The sequence below is a fragment of the Mycobacterium sp. NGS49 genome (assembly GCF_059812565.1).
Genome location: NZ_JCALCX010000010.1, coordinates 191,011 through 212,157 on the forward strand (window position 1 = coordinate 191,011; position 21,147 = coordinate 212,157).

The following is a 21,147-nucleotide window of genomic DNA, read 5'->3' on the forward strand; positions in this document are numbered from 1 at the left end:
CGTTACCGCCGTTGCCGATCAGCACGGCGTCGCCGCCGGCCCCGCCGGTACCGCCGGTCCCAAAGCTCTCGCCGCCGGCGCCGCCGCCACCGCCGTCGCCGAACAGCCCGGCCTTGCCGCCGGTGCCGCCGGCCCCACTGGTAGCGACTCCGAACCCGCCGGTGCCGCCGGCGCCGCCATCGCCGGAGAGGAGGCCGGCGTTGCCGCCGGCCCCGCCGGCGCCGCCGATGGCCCCGACGCCGGTGGCGAGCCCGCCGACCCCGCCGCCGCCGCCGGAGCCGAACAGGATGCCGGCATTCCCACCGGCCCCGCCGGCCCCGCCAATGCCGCCCGAAGCGTTGTTGCCGCCGGCTCCGCCGGCCCCGCCGTTGCCGAACAGCAAGCCGGCGCCGCCGGCCCCGCCGGTGCCGCCGGTGCCCGCTAACTGGCTGAGTCCGCCGGCCCCACCGGGCCCGCCCATGCCGAACAGCCCGCCGACCCCGCCGGCCCCGCCCACGCCGCCGAGCCCGACGTTGATGGCGCCGGTGCCGCCGGCGCCGCCGATGCCGAACAACAACCCGCCCGCACCGCCCGCCCCGCCGGCCCCGCCGCCGACGAGGGCGGAGCCGCCGGCGCCGCCGTTGCCAAACAGCCCGGCGGCCCCCCCGGCACCGCCAACCGTGCCGGACCCGCCCGCGCCACCGTTGCCGTACAACCATCCGCCGGCCCCGCCCGCGGCCCCGGACCCCGCCGCCGCGTTGGCGCCGTTGCCGATCAGCGGACGCCCGGTAGCCGCCAGGAAGGGCGCGTTGATCAGGTTCAGTAGCGGACTGGTTATTGACTCGGCGCTGGCGGCCTCGGCGCCGGCATAGGACCCCGCACCCGCGGTCAGGGCCTGCACAAACTGGCCATGAAAGACCGCAGCCTGCGCACTCACCGCCTGATAGGACTGGGCGTAACTGCTGAACACCGCCGCCACCGCCGCCGACACCTCATCAGCGCCCGCGGCCAGCACCGCCTCGATGTTGCCCGCCGCCGCGGCGTTGGCCGCCCCGATCGTCGAACCGATACCCGCCAAATCCGTGGCCACTGCCGCCATTAGGTCCGGCACGGCGATCACAAACGACATCGGACACCTCCCACTGGATCATGACCCAATAAGCCAGGACAACCCGGGAGATGCCCGGGTCACCGTCGACCCTTGGGCAGGAGCGAATCATATCGCTGTGCGGGGTGCGGAATCCCGACTTCGCCTGAATCATCCGAAATGCCCGCGTGGCCGTCCGATCTCACGTGTCCTCCGTTTGACCGGGGGGCTCCGAGTTTCTCTGTTTTGGGGTTTGCTGCGTGGCCTCACGAGGACGAAGATGAATGCGGATAACCGGCGTTATCTCGTCAGGGGTGACACGACGTGGACGATCGGGACGGCGCGGCATCGGTCGACTCGCTACTGGACCGGGCGGTGGCGGCGCTGGGCAGTGGCGATCATGTCGCGGCGACGACATTGGCGGGGCGGGTGCTGGCGGCCGACCAGGGCAATGCCGACGCCGAGGAATTGCTCGCCGCCCCCGCTCACGGCGGCGAGATCCGGCGGCTGACAATACTTTTCGTCGATCTGGTGGATTCCACCGCGCTGTCGACCCGCGTGGAGCCGGAGACGTACCGTCTCGTGGTCGGCCGCTACCGCGAAGAGGTGCTGGCGATCGTGAACCGGTTCGGGGGCCACATCGGCTCGACCGCGGGCGACGGTTTGCTAGCGGTGTTCGGTCACCCGGTTGCGCACGAAGATGACGTGCGCCGGGCGGTACTGGCCGGTTTGGAGATCTCCCGGGCCGTGCCGAAGCTGAGCGCGAAGGCCAGGGCCCGCTTCGGATTCGAGATCAGTGCCAGAGTCGGGGTGCATCGCGGAGTCGTCTACCTGGACACCACTCAGGCGGACGTGTACGGGCTGGGCGCCAACCTGGCGGCCAGGGTGTGCGCCCTGGCACCCCCGGGGGCGGTGGTCGTCTCCGACCCGGTAGCACGACTGGTGCACGACGCGTTCGAGCTGGAGGCTCGCCCCGCTGCACCGGTGAAGGGCGTCGAAGGTCTGATCGACCACCACCGGGTGCTTGCCGAACGCACCTCACCGAGCCAGGTGGCGTCGGGCCCATTGATCGGGCGGTCGCGCGAATGGCAGCACCTGCAGCAGGGTTGGGCACGGGCGCAGGCGGCACAGTCGAACTCGCCGGTGGTGTTCTGCGGTGAACCCGGCATCGGCAAGAGCCGGCTGGTCGCGGCGGGCGAGGGCCTGGTCGCCGGGTCCGGCGCAACGGTGATCGAGCTGACCGGCTCGCCCCTGCACGCCGATGCCGGATTGTATCCCGTGCGCGCTTTGCTCGAAAGCCGTTGTGGGATAAATCATCTCACGGATCGATCCGACCGGCTGCGGCTCCTCGGCGCGGAGCTGGCCAGGGTCGGTTTGGATCCGGCTCGATTCATCCCACTGCTCGCACCGGTGCTGAGCATTGCCGCCCGGCACGGCTATGAGGCCGTTCCCGACGAAGGCCCCGAACTCTACGACCTGATCACCGACGCGGTGCAGGACTACCTGTTGGCCTGCCTGGGCGGTGCGCCCGGCTTGCTGATCGCCGAGGATGCGCACTGGTTCGATGCCACCAGCCTCGAGATGCTTGGCGGGCTGCTGCACGCGGCGCAGGGTCGCCTGCTGCTCGTCGTCACCGGGCGGGACAAGGGATGGATGCCCGACAGCTGGCGGGCAGAGGTGTTCGACCTCAAGCCGTTGACCGACCAGGAGTCCGACGAGCTGATCGTCGCGCTGAATCCGGGGCTGACTGCGCAAGAGCGGGCGACCGTCCGAACCCGTTGCGACGGCGTGCCTTTCTACCTCGAGCAGGTGGTGGCCGGAATGACCGAAGTCGGCGTTCCGGAGGCCCTCTACGAGCCGTTGTTCGCCCGGCTTCGGGCGAGCGCCCAGGTGGTACCGGTGGTCGAAGCGGCAGCGGTCATCGGCCGCTATGTCGATGCCGGCCTGCTACGGGCCGTCGTCGAACTGGACGCGGGCGACCTGCAACAGGCCGTCGACCGGCTCGCCGACGCGCGGGTGCTCGAACCCTGGAGCGCGCACGGCTGGCGGTTCCGCCACGAACTGCTGCGCGAGGTCGCGACGGAGCTGGCGCCACCCAGCGTGCGCCGCAAGCTGCACGCCAGAGTGGGCGACGCCCTCTGCGGCTTCGGTGGCGAGCCGGACTGGGGCCTGGTCGCCAACCACTACAAGCACGCCGAGCGATTCGACGACGCCGCGACCGCTCACCAGAATGCGTCAGCGGCGGCACGGCGGCGCGGCGCCCTGTCCGAGGCGCGTGCCCATCTCAGCCACGCCCTGACCCAACTGGACCTGTGCCCACCAAGCCCCGAACGCGACCGCCGGGAGATCGCATTCCGGCTGGGCCGGGGCTTCCTTACCGGTAGCGCCGTAAGTCCGTCGAGTCCCGTCGTCGCGCCTGACCTGGAGCGTTGCCTGGAACTGATCGGCGCCGACGTGCCGGTCGCGGGGCGAACGTCGACCGCGGAGGAACTCTTCTCCACCCTGGGCGTCCTGACCGGGTACTACACCGGCCGCGCGGACTTGAGCCGCGCGACCAAAGCACTCGAATTGCTACGCGCCGCGCTCGAGCAATGGCAGCCCGGCGCGTGGCCGCGAACCGACGCCTGGGCCGGTGTGTTGGCCTTTCTGCGCGGCGAATTCGTCACAGCGCGAACGAAACTGGAACTGGCCACCGACCCCGGCGCCACCCAGAATCGCAAGACGGAGACGGTCGGCTACCTGCCGATAGACCCGATCGTCGCGGCCCGCATTCACCTGGCTCTGGTGCGCCTGATTCAGGGCAGCCTGCCCGCGGCGGAGGCAGAGTTGGCGCGCGCCGCGCAATCGATCGAAGGCATCGGGTTCCCGCAGGAGCCGTACAGCCTCGCCTACTTGCGCTTCGTCGAGATCTGGGTGCGCATCGAGGCCGGCCAACTGGACCGGGCCTCGGCCCTGGCCGTCGATATGGTCGAGGACGCCCAGCGGCACGGCTTCGATCAATGGCGGCTGCGGGGCATCATCCAGCGAGCCGTGGCAGACGCATTGGCAGCACTCGCAACACAAGGACCGTCGCCGGCGCTCGACGACCGGATCGCGGAGATCACCGGCCGGGTCGACGAACTGCGCGCTGCCGATCTCAACGTCTACCTGACCTTCTTCCAGGGTGCGCTGGGCCGGCTGATGAGCGCCGCAGGGCAACAAAAGCACGCCGAGGCCCGGCTGGATGCCGCCCTCGCACTGGCCCGGGAGACCGAAATGACCTTCTACGACGCCGAACTGTTGCGGCTCCGGTCACACATCCATATCGACCGCACCGCTCGCCGTGCCGACCTCGAAGATGCCCTCCGATTGGCCCGCAGCCAGGGTGCACGCTTGTTCGAATTACGTTGCGCCCTGGACTATTTCGAACTGTGCGGGGAATCGGCGGGCACTGCCCTGTCCGAAGCGGTCAGCCGGGTGCCGGCAGACGGCGCCCTGGCCGAGTCGGTTCGCGCCGCCGACACGCTGACCGCGGCCGGACCGCCTTGATGCATCCGCCGCCAAACTCCTTCTGTCACAGGGCTTCACCGATGTCGGGTAGCAGGGAGATATCCTCCGGCTGGCCATTTCGGAAAAGAGCGGCGGCACCCGGTTGCGACAGCTGGTCGAGCATCTCGGTCAGGTTGCGCGGCTGGCGTTGACCGGTCGCCCGACCTGCGGCGGCGTGGCCCGTGACAGGCAGCAGGTCTTGCGCAGCATCGACGTTGAGCCCATTGCCGATCGCGCGTTGTACCTCCTGGATCTGGCCGGCGACATCGTTTTCGGCGGCCCACCACTTGGCCGCCTCGGCTTTGAGTTCGGCCTCCGCGGCGGCAACCGCTTCCGCGTTTGCTTTGGCAGCTTCCTCGCCGGTCCCCTCGGGCGGGGTGTAGGTGATCGACAGGTCTTCATTGACCTGCACCCCGGCATGCGTTTCGGCGTTGGCGATGATCTGCTTGGCGGTGGCCAGCGGGGGCATCAGGCTGGCACTGACCAGGTTGCTGATGCGCCGGGCCGCGGCATCGACGGCGTCACGCACCCCGGCCACTGCCTGGTAGTCCCGGTGGGCCCGCTCCTTGGCCGCCTCAGCAGTCCGCCCGTCACATGACGAGCCCCCGGGTCGCTGCACATAACCGAGGTAGGTTTCCGCCTGCTGCTCCAATGCCGCCACGGTCGTCGTCCAGCCGTCGATCAGGTCGAGGACCTGGTGCGGGTCGGCGTTCAAGACCTGCGACTTGGTCGGCAAGGCGGTCGTTACCTGCCGGGCGGCAGCAGGCTGGGCATCGCGTTCACCGCTGTAAGGAGTTGTTCCTCGGTGGCCAGGAACCCCTGGCGCGCGAGTTCGATCATGTCCGCGACTTTGGTGAATCGACCGGCCACCGCCGCCTTCATCGCCGGCACGGTGCGGGCCGACATATCCTGGGCAGCTGCCAATGACGGAGCCTCCGCCGCCGTCGCACCGCCGGCGATCTCGCCATGACCGGCTCGGGTGACTTCCCCGGCCAACTGTTCGACCTGCGGCTGCAACCGCGCCAGCGCGTCCAGATCAGCTTGCAGGACTTGATCGGTCACCCTTCGCCCTCCCCCGCGAACCCCTGACTGCGGCAAAGTTTACCGGCGCCAGACATAAAACCCACGCCTGCGGTCGGGCCGCGAGCACCGACGCCGCGGCTGTCGGCAGTGGATCGGCCAGGGTTCTTTTAGAAGGAAGCAAGAAACGTACAAGGTCGCCGTCACAGACTCACTTCACCAGGAATTATCCGTCCACACCGAAGTGACCGAGCAGGCCGAAATGACCAATCTCCGAACGATCAATGTGCATGGCGAGCGTGTCGCGTACCGCGACGAAGGCGCCGGTGAGGTGCTGTTGTTGGTCCACGGCATGGGTGGCAATTCGAACAACTGGCGCGACATCATCCCGGCGATGGCCAGCAAGTACCGGGTCATCGCGCCGGACCTACTGGGCCACGGTCACACCGCCAAGCCGCGCGGCGACTACTCGCTGGGGGCCTTCGCGGTCTGGTTGCGCGATTTCCTTGACGCGCTTGGCATTCCCCGGGCCACCGTCGTCGGCCACTCGCTGGGTGGCGGCATCGCCATGCAGTTCGCGCATCAGCACCGCGACTACTGCGAGCGGCTCATTCTGATCAGCAGCGGTGGACTCGGCAACGAAGTGAACCGGACGTTGCGGCTGGTTTCGTTGCCCGGGTCGGGATTCCTGTTGCAGCTGGCTTCGTCGAAGCCGGCGATCAAAGCGCGTATGGCGATTTCAGGGCTGGCAAACCGCGACGAGTCCGACCTCAGCCACCACTGGGAAGCCCACGCGGCGCTGGCGAACCGGGAGAACCGGGCGGCGTTCCTGCGCACGTTGCGGGCCGTCGTCGACCGTCGCGGCCAAGCGGTCTGCGCCCTGAACCGCCTGCACTGCAACGCCGACAAACCGGTGCTGATCATCACCGGCGACCAGGACCCCGTGATCCCGGTCGAGCACGCCTACGCCGCCCACCAGGCCATGCCGCACAGCCGCATGCACGTCATCCCCGGCGTGGCGCACCATCCGCACACCGAATGCGCCGCGGTCGTGGCGAGCCTCATCGACGACTTCATCGGCTCCGACGAGGAGCACAGGAACGCGGCGGCCGTCTCCCTGGCGGACTGGTCGGCGTCGCCGCAGCGCGCCGGCCTGCGGTCCGCAGCGGTGGTCCAGCGGATCAGCCGCCGGCGCACGAGACGGCACCTGCAGGTGGTCCCGGCGCCGAACAAGTCCCTTTGCGGCTGACCGCGACACGTGTGTGAAATATATGACTATGCTCTGAGTCCTCTCGGCAACGGTCCAGTAGGTTCACTTTGCGGCTTCAATCTGTTCGCAGGATCGTGACGTTCGGTTTCAGGGAGAGTTGTGGACGACGAAGGCACGCCGTTCGGCCGATATCGGCTGATCGAGCTGATTGGCCACGGTGGCATGGGCGAGGTCTGGCGAGCCTTCGACACCGAAACGCAGCGTGTGGTCGCTGTGAAGGTGCTGACGGCGAATCTGGCCAGCGACCCGAGTTTCGTACAGCGGTTTCGACGGGAGGCGCTGGCCGCGGCGGGGCTCAACGACCCGCACGTCATACCGATTCACCATTTCGGTGAGATCGACGGCCGTCTTTATGTCGACATGCGCCTGATCAACGGTCGTGATCTGCAGAGCATCATCGCCGACGGCGTGATGGATCCGGCACGCGCGGTGACGATCATCGAACAGATCGCCTCGGCGCTGCACAACGCGCACCAGATCGGCCTCGTGCACCGCGACGTCAAGCCGTCGAACATCCTGGTCACGCCGAACGATTTCGCCTATCTGATCGACTTCGGCATCGCCAGCGCGGCCGGGGAATCCCGGATGACCAACACCGGCAGCGTGATTGGCACTTGGGCTTACATGGCCCCCGAACGGCTGAGTCAAGGCCAGGCGGACCCGCGCAGCGACATCTACGCCCTCACCTGCGTGCTGCACGAGTGCCTGACGGGCAGTCAGCCGTACCCCGGAACGAGTATCGAACAACAGATCGGCGGCCACCTCGGCTTGCCGACGCCGCGCCCCTCAGCTTTTCGCAAAGGGCTGCCGATACAACTCGACGGTGTGATCGCGATCGGGATGGCCAAGAATCCCGACCAACGCTATTCCAGCCCCACTGAGATGGCGGCCGCGGCCCGGGCGGCGATCAGTCAACCGGCCAAGGCGCCCGGCTACCCGCCCGGTGCCGAGCCGACCCAGCACAACACCCAGGTGGTGTCGGGGCAGGCGAGTGTGCCGCGCAACTACTACCCCGCGGCGCCGGTGTCCAACACCGATGCGACCCAGTACCGGCAGTACGTGCCACCGCGCGGTGCGGATGTGCCCGCCGGCCCGCCCCCCGGCCCCACCCCGACACCCGCCGCCCCTGGCCGGCCGACGGGCTCCTCCGGCTCACCCTCGAACCGATCCTCGAACCCCAAACGTCGACGCCTCCTGTTGGCCGGCGGCATCGCAGCGGTGATAGCGGTGATCGCTCTGGTCGCCGCGTTCACCTTGCTGCCCGGCGACAAGTCCGGTACTGCGAGCACCGCGGCGGCAAACTCCGGACCGATCACCGGCACCTACACCCTCAGTTTCGGCCCGAGCATCGGCTTGAACGGTAAGCCGGAGTCGGGGATGGAGCCGCCCGGCCAGGAGACCTGGAAGCTGCGGTCGGAATGTGGCGCAAAGGGCTGTGTGGCCACCGGAACCAGGACCTCCGGATCCTTCAAGCACCCAACGAATTTGGTGTTCGATGACATCAATGGGCGCTGGATCGCGGTGGCGCTGGATACCGAAAGATGCGGCAACGAGGACATCGAGGAATGGCATTGGGTTTATCTGCTGCCACGCCCGGACGGCAGCCTGGCAGGTGAATGGATCGACGACTCGGTCAAGTGCTACAGCAAACGCAGCGTCACGTTCAGCCGGACCGGTGACGCCGACATCGCCGGCCTGCCCGACCCGGCGTCGCTGCCCGCGCGGGTGGCGTCCCCGGCTCTGGGACTGCGCGGCTTCTATCGCTCCAGGGTCACCACGGCAACCGGGCAACCCAAGCTGGGCGACCAGGATTTCAGCGTGGACACATTCTGCCTTCGTGCCGGTGACCGATGCCTGAGTCGGTTTGTCCTCACCGATTTCAGTGACCACCAACTGTTCATCTTCGCCAACAACGCCTGGACGGAGAACTCCGAAGAAGACGTCCCCTGCCCGGCCGGTGGCACCAGTCGCGTCCGGATGACCGGCGTGTTCCCGCTGCCCAAGCCGGCGGCGGACCCGATCACCTCGATCTCGGGCCATGGGATGGAGGATGTTTCGGGCAGCGCGTGCAAGGGCGGTCCGTACGACCAGGTCTTCACCCGGATCAGGGACTAGCGGCACGCCGGGGCGTCAAACCGCGACAGGCAGCCCGGTCAGGTCACTCAAGCTCGGGTTCGACAGGGAGTCCACCAGGTCTTCGGCCACCTCGAAGGGGAAGTTGAACGCCGCCGTGCCGACCCCTTCGAGGCCGTCCCGGACCGCGATCGCGAACGTGGTCGGATCGCCGGACAGCAGGCCCTCGAAGGCATTCCAGATCGCAACCTGGGGCGGCACGATCAGGTTGCGGAAGTCGACGAAAAGCTTGGTCGGCAAGTTCGCCGGCCCAACCGGGACACCGTCCCAGCTGACCAGGTTCCAGCCGCCGCTGGGATCGCCCTGCACCACCACGACACTGGTGTTGTTCAACTGATGAGTAAGCAGCAGTAGGGGATTGGGATTGTTGACGTTCATCAGCGTCCCGACCTCGATCGTGAATGCGCTGGAGTAGGCGACGTCGGTGATGTGGCCGGTCGCCGGAGAAACGACCGGGTTGGCCATCGCCGTCTCGTACATCGTCTGGACCGACCCGGTGAAGGCGCGGTTGAACACGATTCCGTTGAAGTCGGTGGAACCCGGGGCCAGCATCGGGAAGAGCGGGAATCCGAGCACCCACGCCAACGGTGCGACGAGATACGGTATGCCGAAGGGTATTTGGGGTAGACCCTCCAGCAGCCCGGCGTTGATCTCGTTGAGGCCGGGCAGTATCTGCGGGTTGGGAGTCAGCGCCATGGCCGTCTGCTGCGTTCGCAGCAACTCCGAGGCGAAGATTCCGGCGTACTGGTTCGGGGGCGCAAGGACATTGGCGATCGCCACCGCTTGTTGCTGACCCAGCGCGGTGAGTGCAACGCCGGGCACCGCCGTGTCGATCCAGCCCTGGGCGTTGGCGATCGACTGAGCGTGCCGCACGAAGTCGATCTGGATCGGCGTGCCGGCGCCGCCGGTGGGGGCCGCGCCCGCACCGGCTACGCCGAGGAACAGCCCGCCCCGGCCACCCACCCCGCCGGTTCCTGCGGCGCCGCCGTTGCCCAGGAACAATGCCTGGCCACCGGTGCCCCCCGCACCGCCGGCGCCACCCGGGCCACCGTTACCCATCAGCCAGCCGCCGACGCCGCCGGTGCCGCCGGTCGCGCCGCCGAAGCCGGCACCGCCTGCTCCGCCGGTTCCGATCAGGCCGGCGTTCCCACCGGCGCCGCCCGGCGTAACGCCCGCCGTCGGGGAATAGCCTGTCCCGCCGTCACCGAACAGGATGCCCCCGTTGCCGCCGGTCGGGTTGGCCGCGGTCCCGGTGGCACCGTGGCCGATCAGTCCCCGTCCGAACAGTAAAGTGGTGGGCGCGTTGATGATCGGGTTCAGCGTCTGACCCAGCGGGCCGGCAATCCAGGCTTCGCCGGCCGCGTGAATCGGAGCGTAGACAAGAGTCTGAAATCCGTTGGCGAGAGCCGAATCCACGGTTGAACCCAGACCGGTCAGCGCTTGGGCGGCCGCCGCCTCGGCGCTCCCGTATGCGGCGGCACTGGCACTCACCGCGCCGATGAAATGCTGGTAGTACGCAGCCGCTTGTACGGCCGCCGCCTGATACTGCTGACCGTGCGTGCCGAACAGCGCCGCGACGGACGCCGAGACCTCGTCGGCGGCCGCCGCGGCCAGCTCGGTCGTCGGAATGACCGCCCCCAGATTTGCCGCCCCCAGCGCCGCGCCGAGGTGCGCCAGGTCCGTCGCCGCCGTCGACAACAAGCCCGGCGCCGTCGTCACAAATGACATCGCGTCACCCCCGTTGGTCTCGCGCTTCTCGTCATCATCGCGCCCCACGACGGAAAAAAAGGGCATATCGGAGAATTGGGTGAACAAACGGTGAGCGTGCGGTTGCGACTAAGTGTTTGGGGTCTTCCGGTGGAGAAATGCCTGCATATGCCGCTGCGGTTCGCCGGTGAGAAACGCGGTCCCGAACTCTGCCACGCTGTCTTCGACCGCCGCGCGGACCGAGATGTCGAACCACTTGTTGAGCAGTCGCTTCTGTTGCCGAAGCGCGGCCGGTCCGAATCCGCGCAGCCGCGCGGTGAGCGCAGCGATGCGGTCGTCCAACGCATCCGGCTCGACGACCTCGTGGACCAGACCCCACGCAGCAGCCGTGCCGGCGTCGATCGTCTCGCCGGTGAGCAACATCCAGGACGAGTGCCCGGCCCCGATCAGCGCCGGCATCAGCGCCGCATGGATCACCGACGGAATTCCGACCGCCACCTCCGGCATCCCAAACCTGGCACCGGACTCGGCGATCCGCAGATCGCAGGACATCGCGACTTCCAGGCCACCGCCGAGGCACCACCCGGCGAGCCGGGCGATGACCGGAACCGGGCATGCTCGGATCGCCTCGCACAGGTCCGCAAGCCGGCGGATGAACACCTCCGCGCCGGCTTGGTCGAGGTTGACCATCTCGTTGATGTCGGCCCCGCCGATGAACGCCTTCTCACCCGACCCGCGCAACACGACGACGCGCGCCTCACTGCGTTGCCCGGCGCTGCGCAACTCGGCGGTCAGCTCCGAAATCGCCGGGCTGCCAATGATATTCAGGGGCTCGGCGTTGATCAGCTCGATGGTGGCCACGCCGGCCTGGTGCCCGGCGCGCACGAAACGGTTTTCCGTCATCGTCACACCCCCGAACTGGCGTCCTCCAACTCGTCGAGTGCCTCACCGGTGTAGACCGCCAGTCGCTGCAGGTGCGGCAGGGTGTCGCGGCAGCCGATGAACCCGAAGTTGAGCGTGCCGGCGTAACTCTGCAGGGTGATGTTCAGCGCCTGGCTGTGTGCGACGAGGGAGACCGGGTAGGACGCCTCCATTCGACTGCCCCGCAGGTAGAGCACGTCCTGCGGCCCGGGCACATTGCTGATGGTCAGATTGAAGGCGTGCGGCAATGGCGTGTTCACCCCGGCGAGCGCAGTGGCCACCTGCATGATGAACGGCGCCATCAAGGCTCCGGTGTAAGCCAGGATCGCATCCCGGTTCATCTTCGCCAGTTCGGCCTTCGCCATTCGGGTCGTCGCGGTGACCGCCGCCAACCGCTCCAGCGGGTCGGCGATGTCGGTGCCCATCGAACCCAGGATGGCGGCGACGGCGTTGCCGCCGCCCTCGTCGTCCTTCGGCCGCACGTTGACCGGCAACATTGCGATCAGAGACTTCTCGGGCAACTCCCCCAGTTCGTCCAGGAATCGGCGCAGACTGCCGCCGCAGATCGCCAGCGCGACATCATTGACCGTCGAATCATTTTCTGCCCCAATCTTTTTCAGACGATCCAGCTCGTACTGCTGAGTGGCGAACCGACGGTTGCGGCTGATCCGGGTGTTGAGGATGCAGTGCGGAGCCTGCACCGAGCCGATCAGGTTGCGGTACTCGTTGTCGCTGCGCAACTGAGTGTTGACCAGCGCCTTGGTGAGATCGAGTGTGGACCGTCCCGCACCCGCAACCGAACCCAGCACGCTGCCCACCCCGCTGACCATCCCACCGAGGTTGCCGACCACGCCACCAAGAGTGTTCAGCAGACCGCCCGCGATACCGCCGCCGGAATCCGCCTTCTCCGCCGAGACCCGGCCGGGGGTGCGGATGTTGAAGAAGAGCGGATGCGTCGTGTCGTGTGGATCTGTCGACAGGCTGCGGGCCAACATCTTCTGCCCGGTGTAACCGTCGATCAGCGCGTGGTGCATCTTCACGTAGATCGCGAACCGTCCACCCTCGAGGCCCTCGATGAAGTGCATCTCCCACGGTGGGCGGCGCAGGTCCAAGGCATTACTGTGCAAGCGCGACACCAGGATTCCGAGTTCGCGCTCGTCGCCGGGGCTGGCCAGCGCCGACCGCCGGACGTGGTAGTCCAGGTCGAACTTGTCGTCATACACCCAGGACTGAATCGGACTCAGCAGCATGTCCGGATGGCTCAGCTTCAGATTCCACGGCTCGACGACGTCGTTGGCCTTGCTCTCGTCGACGAGCTGACGCAGGAAGTCGCGCGGTGCATCGGGCGGCGGGGCGAACGGCATCAACCCACCGACGTGCATCCTGGTGCTGGACGTCTCGCCGTAGAGGAACAACAGGTCTTGCGGACCCAGCCGCCGGGCCGTCTTGGTCACGGGCTACTCCTTCTCTGGCGATTTCACCGATGTGACCGTAGCCCAAAGTCGGCACCGTCGACCGTGTGATCTCCGTCTTCTGCCAGCAGCGGTAGGACAGCTCGCCGGTCAGTCGCGAACGTGCCTGGCCAGGAAATCCAGGACGGCTCCGGCGAAGATATCGTTGCGGTCGCCGGCGACCATGTGCCCGGCGCCGCGGACATCGGTGAACTCGACCTCCGGGAAGCGCGTCAGGAACTCTTCGGCGCGTTCGCGGCTCACCAGGTCGCTCATCTGGCCACGAACCAGCAACATGGGCAAGCCGTTTTGCAGGATCGCCGCGACGGCGGTGTGCATGCGGTCGGCGTCGGTGACCTCGAACGGCGGGAATGCCGCGGTGCCGCTGATGAACTGCGGATCCCAGTGCCAGTACCAGCGGTCACCTCGGCGACGCAGATTGGTGGTCAGCCCTTCGAGGTCGGTGGGCCGTGGCCGGTGCGGGTTGTAATCGGCGATGGCGTCGGCGACTTCTTCGAGCGACCCGAAGCCGGACTCCACCCGCTCCGACATGAAGGCATGGATCCGGTTCGCCCCGGACTGTTCCATGTTGGGCACGATGTCGACGAGCACGACGGCGCCGGGCAGGTCCGGCGCGATCTCACCGGCCAGCAGCATCGAGGTGAACCCGCCGAGGGAGGCGCCGACCAATACCGGCCGGGGCGGCAATCCACGCAGCACTTCGATGACGTCGCCGGCGAAGCTGACCACGCGATAGTCACCGTCGGCGGACCAATCGGATTCGCCATGGCCCCGCAGATCCACGGTGACGGCTTGATACCCGCGCCGGGCGACGGCGGCCGCCGCGCGGCTCCAGGAACGCCGGGTTTGCCCGCCGCCATGCAAGAAAACCACCGCCCGCGCCGCCGGATTCCCCTGGCGATCGGAGACGATGCGCACACCGCCCAACCCCTGGGTGGCGAACGACTCGGGTTCGGTTGCCATCAGAGGCGATACTAGGACCCGCCCGTTTGACGGCACCGCTAGCGGGTGTGGCTGCCCGGTCAGGCGCGCGAACCCGGCACCAGCTTCAACAGGCGCCGGCCGATGCGGGTCAACGGGTTGCCCGCCGACCGGCGGGAGTCGTTGATTCTGTTCAGCGTCTGCTTGCCCTCGGCCGCATAATCCTTGACTGTTTCGTCGCCTTCTTCAGCGCGCATACCCGGTCTCCGTCCTTGATGGTGGGCTCGTATCGCGGCGCAGTTCAGCACCGCTGCACGGCGGGCCGCATTCCGTCCGGCCCGACCAACCGGGTGCCTACCCGCCGCGCTCGCCTTTCCAAACAACCGACGACCACCCCGCCGGGCGCTCGGGCGGTCGACGAGGTCCCCGCAACGCCGTCCCGCCAGCGTCCTATCTGGTCTTTTTCCCCTCAGCTTCGCCATGTTGACCGGCCTCGGACTTGATATGCGGTACGCCCGACGCCATCTTCAGGACCTTGTCGGCCATGGGGTAGTCGCCGCCGTCCGTGCGCGACTCGATGTAGCGCCGGACTCTCTCGTTGGCGAACAGCGCCGCGCCGGCCTGATCCATGTACTGGCGCATCTCGTCGGTGTCAAGCAGAACCAACTCGTCCTCCCCGCGCCAGCCGAACGCGATTTGCAGCACCCGGGCAGAGAGGTTGAAGGCCTCGCCTATCGCGATCAACTCCGCGTAGTTCGGGAAATCGTCAGCTTCCTTGCGCCGCGAGTAGGTGGCTTTGGCGAGGTTGAGGGCGGACCCGATTTCGCCGTCCGGGACATCCCGATTGAGCAGCCACTCCAGGACGCGGGCCAGATCCCTCCCGGCCTTGTTTGTCCTTGGCATCTCATAAACGTTAGCGGCAGCCCAGAAGTCAGTCAAAGGACTCAACGCAGCGATGTTTGAACCGATGGACGACTTGTTGAATCGATTTTTGTCTATATGTTTCATTTTTGGAACTCTGTGTTGTATTCTGTTGTTCAGTGCCTCTCATGGCACAAGAGACGCACTACCGGAATCGCAACCGAACCACCGGGAGACACCATGCACAACCGTTCCGGCCACGGCCGCCCCCAGGGATCTACCGCCAAGCGACTGGTGATTCTCGCGATCGCCCCGGTGGCAGCTGCCGTCATGGCGGCCGGCAGCGCGACTGCCGAACCCGTTGAAAGCGCGCGCGACGGCGGCACCGGCGAGAACAGCCGGTCGTATCAGCTTGGCTATACCAAGACGTTCAACGACCTCGACATCCTCGCCAGTCGAATGCGAGCCGAGGGATTTGCCCTGGAAGACGTCGACATCTCCAGCCGAATCCCGGCCGTCTGCGCCAACGAGGCGCAATCCGTCGATGAGTCGACGGAATTCGATGGTCCCGACTTCATGCGGGGCTGCGCCGACGGAATCGACAGCCTGGTCCAGGCCGGCCTCGTGTCCTGAGACCCTGCAAGGCGGGCGCCGGAGCCGCGCAGCGCACCGTCGGTGGGTTTCAGCCCCCGGTGCGGTTGAACTTCATGTCGTAGGGCCCGCCTTTGCAGGCGCTGCCCGTCTCGTCCTTGGTGCCGCTGCCGGTGAGCACCATGATCGGGTCCTGCTCCGGTTGCGGGAGCGGAAAGGTGCCCTTGATCCTGACGTGCGACGTCCCGCCGGTTGGACAAGACGCGTCGTATTCGTCGTCCCGCGTCCACACATTGTTGGCGAACAGCAGCAGTTGCGTGCCACTGGTGCCGTTGCGGACGAACCGGCTCAGGCAACGATCCCCGGTGCGCAGGCAGATGGTGTCCACGTTGTAGTCGGCTTCCTGCGGCTTCGGCGCGTTCGGGCCGGTGTAGGTGGTGACCAGGTGGTAGAAGCCGTGCAGCGCCTGGGCCGGCGAGATCTCGCGGGCTGACTGCTCAGCGGGGTTGGGCAAGATGGACAGATCAGCGTCGCCGACGCGGGTGAACGTCACCGACCGCTTGCTGTAGCAGTCCAGGGAATCGGTAATCCACTCGCCGACCATGGTGCCGTCCGCGTGCGGCTGCAACCAGACGTAGTTCCATTTCTCGATCGGCTTGTCGTTGCAGTTGCCGCCCTCGAGCGCCACCGCTATCCATCGTCCGCGGACGTCGTCGAAAACCAATTTCGGTGTGTGGTTGTAGGGCCCGTCGGTGCGCTGCGCGGTCGCGACGCATCCGGTGCCGTTGTTACCGTTGCAGGCCGAGTGCAGCACCCAGGTTTCCTGCGCCGGGGGTTCGGAATTGGGCACCTCTTTGCCTGAAAGGGAAAGCTTCGGGCCGAAGTCCGCCGTGTACGTACCGGTGAAGGCACCATCGTTGGCCGCGCCGGCGGGTTCGGCGGTCCCAGAGGGCTCGGCCGCCTGGCCTTCGCCACTCTTGCCACCCCCGCCGGCCAACACGATGCCGGCGACTACTGCAATCACCACCAACAACGCGCCTGCGCCCGCCAGAATCAGCGGGGCGCGGCGTTTCTTGCCCGTCTTGGCGGGCGGGGTTTCCCCGGACGAAGACGGCGACGACGATCGGGCCGCCGACGGCTGCGGGTCGCCGGCCAACCGGTACTGGGTGGGATCCTCGTTGCCGGAGCGGAGCGGGTTCGGGTCGGAAGTGGGCCGGCGCAGGGTGGGATCGGTGGCAGGCCGCTGCGGGCCGGGCTCCTGCGGCGGCGGCCGATACAGTTTCGGGTCTGATGGCGGACGGTACTGATTCGGGTCCGGACCGGGGCGGCGTGAGGGGTCGGAGTGCGGGCGCCGCTGTCCTGAGTCCGGGTAGCCAGGGCCACCGCGCCGCGGTGGCTGCGGCCGCGGCGGCGGAGGCGGCGGCTGCTTGGGCGGGGGCGCGAGTTGGGTCCGCTGCTGGACCGGCTCCGGGCGGCGCAGCGGGATCGGCCGGGTTCCGGTGACGGCTTCCCGAGCGGCCGCGGCCATGTCGGTTACCGTCGAATAGCGCTGGTCCGGGCTCTTGGCCATTGCGGTGGCCACGACGTTGTCGAGTTCTTCAGGTATGCCGCGCCGAAGGGTGGACGGCCGCGGCGGCGGCAGGCTGAGGTGTCCGCCGATCTGCTGTTCGAGGCTGTTGCCGGGGAACGGTTGACTGCCCGTCAGACACTCGTGCAGGACGCAACCCAGTGCGTAGGTGTCGCCGCGCGGGTCGGTCTGGCCGGTGGTCACCCGTTCCGGAGCCATGTAGGCCCAGGTACCGATGACGTTGCCGGTCCCGGTCATGTGGGAATCGCCCGCCGCCCGGGCGATGCCGAAGTCGATCAGATAGGCGAAGTCGTCCTCGGTGACCAGAATGTTGGACGGCTTGACGTCGCGGTGGACCAACCCGATCCGGTGCGCGGCGCGCAGCGCCGAGGCGATCTGCTCGATGATGTTGACCGCACGTTCCGGGTCGAGGGGACCCTCGGCGATGATCGCCTGCAAGTCGCGGCCGACGACGAGGCGCATGTCGACGTACAGCCGGCCTTCGATTTCGCCGAAATGGTGGATCGGCACCACGTGCGGATCGTTGAGTCCGGCGGCCGCCAGCGCTTCGCGGCGAAACCGCTGTTCGAACGTCGGGTCGTTGGCAAGGTTGGCGGGCAGGACTTTCACCGCAACGACACGTTGGGTCTCGGTGTCGTAGGCGCGCCACACCTCACCCATACCGCCGCGACCCAGCAACTCGATGAACTGGTAGCGGCCGAATGTCGTCCCTTGCACTCCGCCCCCCTCAGCGAAAGTCGCGGTGGATATTCAGCAGAACCCATTAAAGCCGCGTCAGCGGGGTAGCACGGCCGTATTGCCTAGCTAATCACGAAACCGCGACGGCCGGGATAGCGAGCGCGGCGCCGTTCCCTGAGCGCAGACTGAAACGGAAGGCCGGAAACTCCCGATGTAGGTCGAGGGGGTGCGCACATGGCATTCGACAAACCGACCCCGGTGACGGAGTTGACGCAGGAACTGCGGCTCGCCACCACGATGACCGGTGGGGTGAGCCTGGCGCTCTGGATGGCCGGCGTCGCCCGCGAGATCAACCTGCTCGCGCAGGCGTCACAGTGGCGCCGACAGGGCGGAACGTACCCAGCCGACAGCCGGCTCACCAAGGAGTCAGCCGCGTCTCTGCGGCTCTATGCGAGCCTCATCGATCTACTCGATGTGATTGTCGACGTCGATATCCTGTCCGGAACGAGCGCGGGCGGCATCAACGCGGCACTGTTGGCGTCGTCGCGGGTGTCGGGCGCGGATTTGGGCGGGGTGCGTGACCTCTGGCTCGACCTCGGTGCCATGATCGACCTGCTGCGCGACCCCCGCGACAAATACACCCCGTCGTTGATGTACGGAGACGAGCGGATGTTCGCCGCGCTGGTGAACGAGATTCCCAGGCTGCAAACCGGACCGTTTCCGCCTGTCGCGTTCCCCGGCGGCGCGCGGATCCCGTCCACCACCCTTTACGTCACGACCACGCTGCTGGACGGCGAGACCAGCCGGTTCACCGACTCCTTCGGCACGCTCATTCAGGACGTCGACCGGCGGGGACTGTTCACCTTCACCGAGAACGAGCTGACAGCTGCCGGCACGGCTCGCGCCCTGGCACTGGCCGCGCGCAGCTCGGCGTCGTTCCCTATCGCTTTCGAGCCGTCGTTTCTGCCCTTCTCCAGCGGCACGCCCGCCGAGGGGAGGGTGCCGGCCCGACCGGCGATGGCACCGTTCACCAACATCACCCGGCCACACTGGTCCGCCGACGGTGGCCTACTGGACAACCGGCCGATCGAGGTGCTGCTCAAGCGCATCTTCGATCGACCGGCCCGCCGCCCGGTGCGACGGGTGCTGCTGTTCGTGGTGCCGTCCGCGGGCCCGGCACCCGACTTGATGACCGAGACCGTGTCCGCGGACTCAGACAAACCTCCGGGTTTGCTCGATGGGCTCCTCAAGGACTTGGGAGCGATCACCACCCAGTCGATCGCGGCCAGTCTGCGGGCGATCCGGGTTCACCAGGACCGAATGCAGGCGCGCACCGACACCAAGCTTCGCCTGGCCGAAGTCGCAACCGCGATGCCGCGCGGTTCGAGGCTGCTCACCGCCGCGCTGCTCGCCGACTATGCGACCCGGGAGGCCACCCGGCACGCCCATGCGCTCACCGATGCGTTGTTGCGCCAACTCGGCACGTGGCCCCCGGCGTCGAGTGAGCGGCGCAAGAATGCCTCCGCCGACAGCATTCCGGAGAACTGGGAGTCTGAGCTCGCTATCGGCGGCGATTCCGAGCGGGTGTGCCGGTGCGAGATCACCGAATCGATCACGAGCCGCTGGGCGCTGCCGCCCGATCGGTCGCTGCCGGAAGGGCACACCGACCTGGCCCGGTACGGCCAACCCGCTTACGACCTGGCCAAGACTTGCGCGCTCGCCATCGTCCGGGCCGCATATCCGCTGGCCCAGTCAAACGCGGACATCACGGCTCTGGCCGAACTCACCAGGGGTGTGCATGCGGCCTGGCCGCCGCCGGAGCCGGTTGACCTCGGTGCGTCGGTGCGCGCGGTGTGCACCAACCCGGCGGTTCGGCAGGGATCTCTGAAGAATGCGGCCACCCTTATTGCCGCGGACTACCTGCAGCAATCCGCGGTGCCCCCCGAAGTATGGAGGAAGTTGGGCGGGGTGCTGTTGGACAGCTTCGGCACTTTGAATCGGCTGGTGGCCAATGGTTCGGCAGGGGGAGCGCAGCTGCGAACCTATCTCGCGTATCTCGGGCAGGAGCCTGATGCCGAGGGCGTGGCCTTGAAGTTGTTCGATTTGGCTGCGACGCAGCGGGCGATGCTTCCGGCGGAGGCGGATATCGAACAATCCGTTGAACTGGTGCAGGTGAGCGCCGATACGCGTAGCTTGCTCGCGCCGGACTGGCAGACCGCCCAACAGAAGCTCACGGGTATGCAGTTCCACCACTTCGGGGCTTTCTACAAGCGCTCGTGGCGGGCCAACGACTGGATGTGGGGCCGGCTCGACGGTGCCGGCTGGCTCGTGCACGCGCTGCTGGATCCGCGCCGGGTGCGCTGGATGGTCAGCCGGTGCCGCGCCGGCGACGATGCGGAACGCCCAGCGTTCCGAGGAGAAGCGGCGCCGACCGACCCCGCCGGCGAGTCCGGCGCGCGATGGTTCCTCGATCGCCTCAAAGCCCTTGGCGCTCCGGCCATTCCACAGTCCGGCTATCGGCTGCCGACCGGTATCGCTGAGGAGCGGTTGACCGAGGACATGCTGCTCGCCGAACTCGCCTTCGTCGACGACACGTCGATGCAGGTGCCACCGAGCCTGCCACTGACATCGCTGTGGTTGGCGCAGATATGGCAGCAGCGAGTCCTCGACGAGGAATTGGACGAACTGGCCGCCACCGTGATCCATACCGAACTGGGCGAAGAACCCGACTGGAGTCCGGCGACGTCGCGGAGCTGGGCCAAGAAGGTACTGGCCGCGAACCCGGGCCCGGCCAAACATGCCCTGCTCAACGAAGATCCGGTGGCCACCGAGACCTTCGCCAGCGACCGGGGCTCGCCACTGATGGCGCACACCATCTCCAAGGCAGCCGCAACGGCGTCCGGTGCGGCGGGCTCCATTCGGCAACTGCCCAGCGTCGTCAAGCCACCGCTGGCCACATTGCGGACGGTGGCGCTCGGCGGATTTCGGGTGGTGTCGTTGACTCGGGGTGTGGCCAGGTGGACACTGCTCGTCGGCGCGGCGCTGCTCGTGCTCGGCACGGCGGCCGCGATCGCCTCGGCGGGCACGGTCGGGGCCGTGGGGCTCCTCGCGGCGGGCACCGGGGGGTACCTCGTGGTGCTGGCTACGTGGCAGTTCTCCGGCCGGCTCCTGTTCGCGCTGTTGTCGATGACGGTTGTCGGGGCCGTACTGTCACTGGCCACCCCGGTGGCGCGGCGGTGGCTTTTCGGCGATGCGGCGCATCCGGGCTGGGTAGGTGCGAACGCGTACTGGCTGGGCGCACAGTGGTGGCACCCACTGATTGTCGTAGGAGCGATCGCGCTGTGTGCCACCCTCGTGTGCGCCGCCAAACCCGGCCGCAAATGACGGGCCC

At 67.7% G+C, this 21,147-nt stretch carries 14 protein-coding genes and 1 pseudogene; 5 read left to right on the plus strand and 10 right to left on the minus strand.

Annotation, left to right across the window (positions count from 1 at the left end):
- Positions 1-577: 577 nt before the first annotated feature.
- Positions 578-1,108: pseudogene (locus tag AC5Y7D_RS12995) on the minus strand (PE family protein); the annotation flags it as partial.
- Between the two features lie 282 nt (positions 1,109-1,390).
- On the opposite strand from AC5Y7D_RS12995, the gene AC5Y7D_RS13000 reads away from it, so the two are divergent.
- Positions 1,391-4,594, plus strand: a complete 3,204-nt coding sequence (locus tag AC5Y7D_RS13000) for an adenylate/guanylate cyclase domain-containing protein (RefSeq protein WP_499924401.1) — start codon at positions 1,391-1,393, stop codon at positions 4,592-4,594.
- A gap of 25 nt (positions 4,595-4,619) precedes the next feature.
- On the opposite strand, the gene AC5Y7D_RS13005 is transcribed toward AC5Y7D_RS13000, so the two are convergent.
- Complete coding sequence (locus tag AC5Y7D_RS13005) at positions 4,620-5,330, minus strand: hypothetical protein (RefSeq protein WP_499924402.1); 711 nt, start codon at positions 5,328-5,330, stop codon at positions 4,620-4,622.
- An 8-nt stretch (positions 5,331-5,338) separates the two neighbouring features.
- Positions 5,339-5,656, minus strand: coding sequence for a hypothetical protein (locus tag AC5Y7D_RS13010; protein ID WP_499924403.1), 318 nt, complete (start codon positions 5,654-5,656; stop codon positions 5,339-5,341).
- A 220-nt stretch (positions 5,657-5,876) separates the two neighbouring features.
- Here AC5Y7D_RS13010 and AC5Y7D_RS13015 point away from each other — a divergent pair, with 220 nt between their 5' ends.
- Entirely contained in the window at positions 5,877-6,863 is a 987-nt protein-coding gene (locus tag AC5Y7D_RS13015) for an alpha/beta fold hydrolase (RefSeq protein ID WP_499924405.1), read from the plus strand.
- 120 nt (positions 6,864-6,983) lie between these two features.
- Positions 6,984-8,999, plus strand: a complete 2,016-nt coding sequence (locus AC5Y7D_RS13020; RefSeq protein ID WP_499924406.1) for a serine/threonine-protein kinase — start codon at positions 6,984-6,986, stop codon at positions 8,997-8,999.
- A gap of 15 nt (positions 9,000-9,014) precedes the next feature.
- Here the strand turns inward: AC5Y7D_RS13020 and AC5Y7D_RS13025 are convergent, their stop codons facing one another.
- From AC5Y7D_RS13025 to AC5Y7D_RS13050, 6 genes are all read right to left on the minus strand, one after another.
- Positions 9,015-10,745, minus strand: coding sequence for a PE domain-containing protein (locus AC5Y7D_RS13025; protein WP_499924408.1), 1,731 nt, complete (start codon positions 10,743-10,745; stop codon positions 9,015-9,017).
- A 108-nt stretch (positions 10,746-10,853) separates the two neighbouring features.
- Positions 10,854-11,627 carry an enoyl-CoA hydratase gene (locus AC5Y7D_RS13030; RefSeq protein ID WP_499924409.1) on the minus strand — a complete coding sequence of 258 codons (774 nt, stop codon included), beginning with the start codon at positions 11,625-11,627 and terminating at the stop codon, positions 10,854-10,856.
- A gap of 2 nt (positions 11,628-11,629) precedes the next feature.
- Positions 11,630-13,099 carry a WS/DGAT/MGAT family O-acyltransferase gene (locus AC5Y7D_RS13035; protein ID WP_499924412.1) on the minus strand — a complete coding sequence of 490 codons (1,470 nt, stop codon included), beginning with the start codon at positions 13,097-13,099 and terminating at the stop codon, positions 11,630-11,632.
- Between the two features lie 108 nt (positions 13,100-13,207).
- Positions 13,208-14,080 (minus strand): alpha/beta fold hydrolase, encoded by an 873-nt coding sequence (locus tag AC5Y7D_RS13040; RefSeq protein WP_499924413.1) that lies wholly within the window; start codon positions 14,078-14,080, stop codon positions 13,208-13,210.
- A 59-nt stretch (positions 14,081-14,139) separates the two neighbouring features.
- On the minus strand, positions 14,140-14,295 hold the full coding sequence (locus AC5Y7D_RS13045) for a hypothetical protein (protein ID WP_499924415.1): 156 nt from the start codon (positions 14,293-14,295) through the stop codon (positions 14,140-14,142).
- A 193-nt stretch (positions 14,296-14,488) separates the two neighbouring features.
- Positions 14,489-15,046: a hypothetical protein gene (locus tag AC5Y7D_RS13050; protein ID WP_499924416.1), complete on the minus strand. Its 558-nt coding sequence runs from the start codon at positions 15,044-15,046 to the stop codon at positions 14,489-14,491.
- 93 nt (positions 15,047-15,139) lie between these two features.
- Between AC5Y7D_RS13050 and AC5Y7D_RS13055 the strand changes: the two genes are divergently transcribed.
- Positions 15,140-15,532, plus strand: coding sequence for a hypothetical protein (locus AC5Y7D_RS13055; RefSeq protein WP_499924418.1), 393 nt, complete (start codon positions 15,140-15,142; stop codon positions 15,530-15,532).
- Between the two features lie 49 nt (positions 15,533-15,581).
- On the opposite strand, the gene AC5Y7D_RS13060 is transcribed toward AC5Y7D_RS13055, so the two are convergent.
- Positions 15,582-17,795 carry a serine/threonine-protein kinase gene (locus AC5Y7D_RS13060; RefSeq protein WP_499924419.1) on the minus strand — a complete coding sequence of 738 codons (2,214 nt, stop codon included), beginning with the start codon at positions 17,793-17,795 and terminating at the stop codon, positions 15,582-15,584.
- A 195-nt stretch (positions 17,796-17,990) separates the two neighbouring features.
- Between AC5Y7D_RS13060 and AC5Y7D_RS13065 the strand changes: the two genes are divergently transcribed.
- The gene (locus tag AC5Y7D_RS13065) at positions 17,991-21,140 is read left to right on the plus strand and encodes a patatin-like protein (protein ID WP_499924420.1); all 3,150 of its coding nucleotides are present in this window, start codon (positions 17,991-17,993) and stop codon (positions 21,138-21,140) included.
- Positions 21,141-21,147: the final 7 nt, after the last annotated feature.

Bases quoted from the DNA above. Each gene is read 5' to 3' on its own strand.
- AC5Y7D_RS13015 (WP_499924405.1), top strand. From the start codon at position 5,877: ATGACCAATCTCCGAACGATCAATGTGCATGGCGAGCGTGTCGCGTAC.
- AC5Y7D_RS13025 (WP_499924408.1), bottom strand. From the start codon at position 10,745: ATGTCATTTGTGACGACGGCGCCGGGCTTGTTGTCGACGGCGGCGACG.
- AC5Y7D_RS13030 (WP_499924409.1), bottom strand. From the start codon at position 11,627: ATGACGGAAAACCGTTTCGTGCGCGCCGGGCACCAGGCCGGCGTGGCC.
- AC5Y7D_RS13040 (WP_499924413.1), bottom strand. From the start codon at position 14,080: ATGGCAACCGAACCCGAGTCGTTCGCCACCCAGGGGTTGGGCGGTGTG.
- AC5Y7D_RS13045 (WP_499924415.1), bottom strand. From the start codon at position 14,295: ATGCGCGCTGAAGAAGGCGACGAAACAGTCAAGGATTATGCGGCCGAG.
- AC5Y7D_RS13050 (WP_499924416.1), bottom strand. From the start codon at position 15,046: ATGAAACATATAGACAAAAATCGATTCAACAAGTCGTCCATCGGTTCA.
- AC5Y7D_RS13055 (WP_499924418.1), top strand. From the start codon at position 15,140: ATGCACAACCGTTCCGGCCACGGCCGCCCCCAGGGATCTACCGCCAAG.
- AC5Y7D_RS13065 (WP_499924420.1), top strand. From the start codon at position 17,991: ATGGCATTCGACAAACCGACCCCGGTGACGGAGTTGACGCAGGAACTG.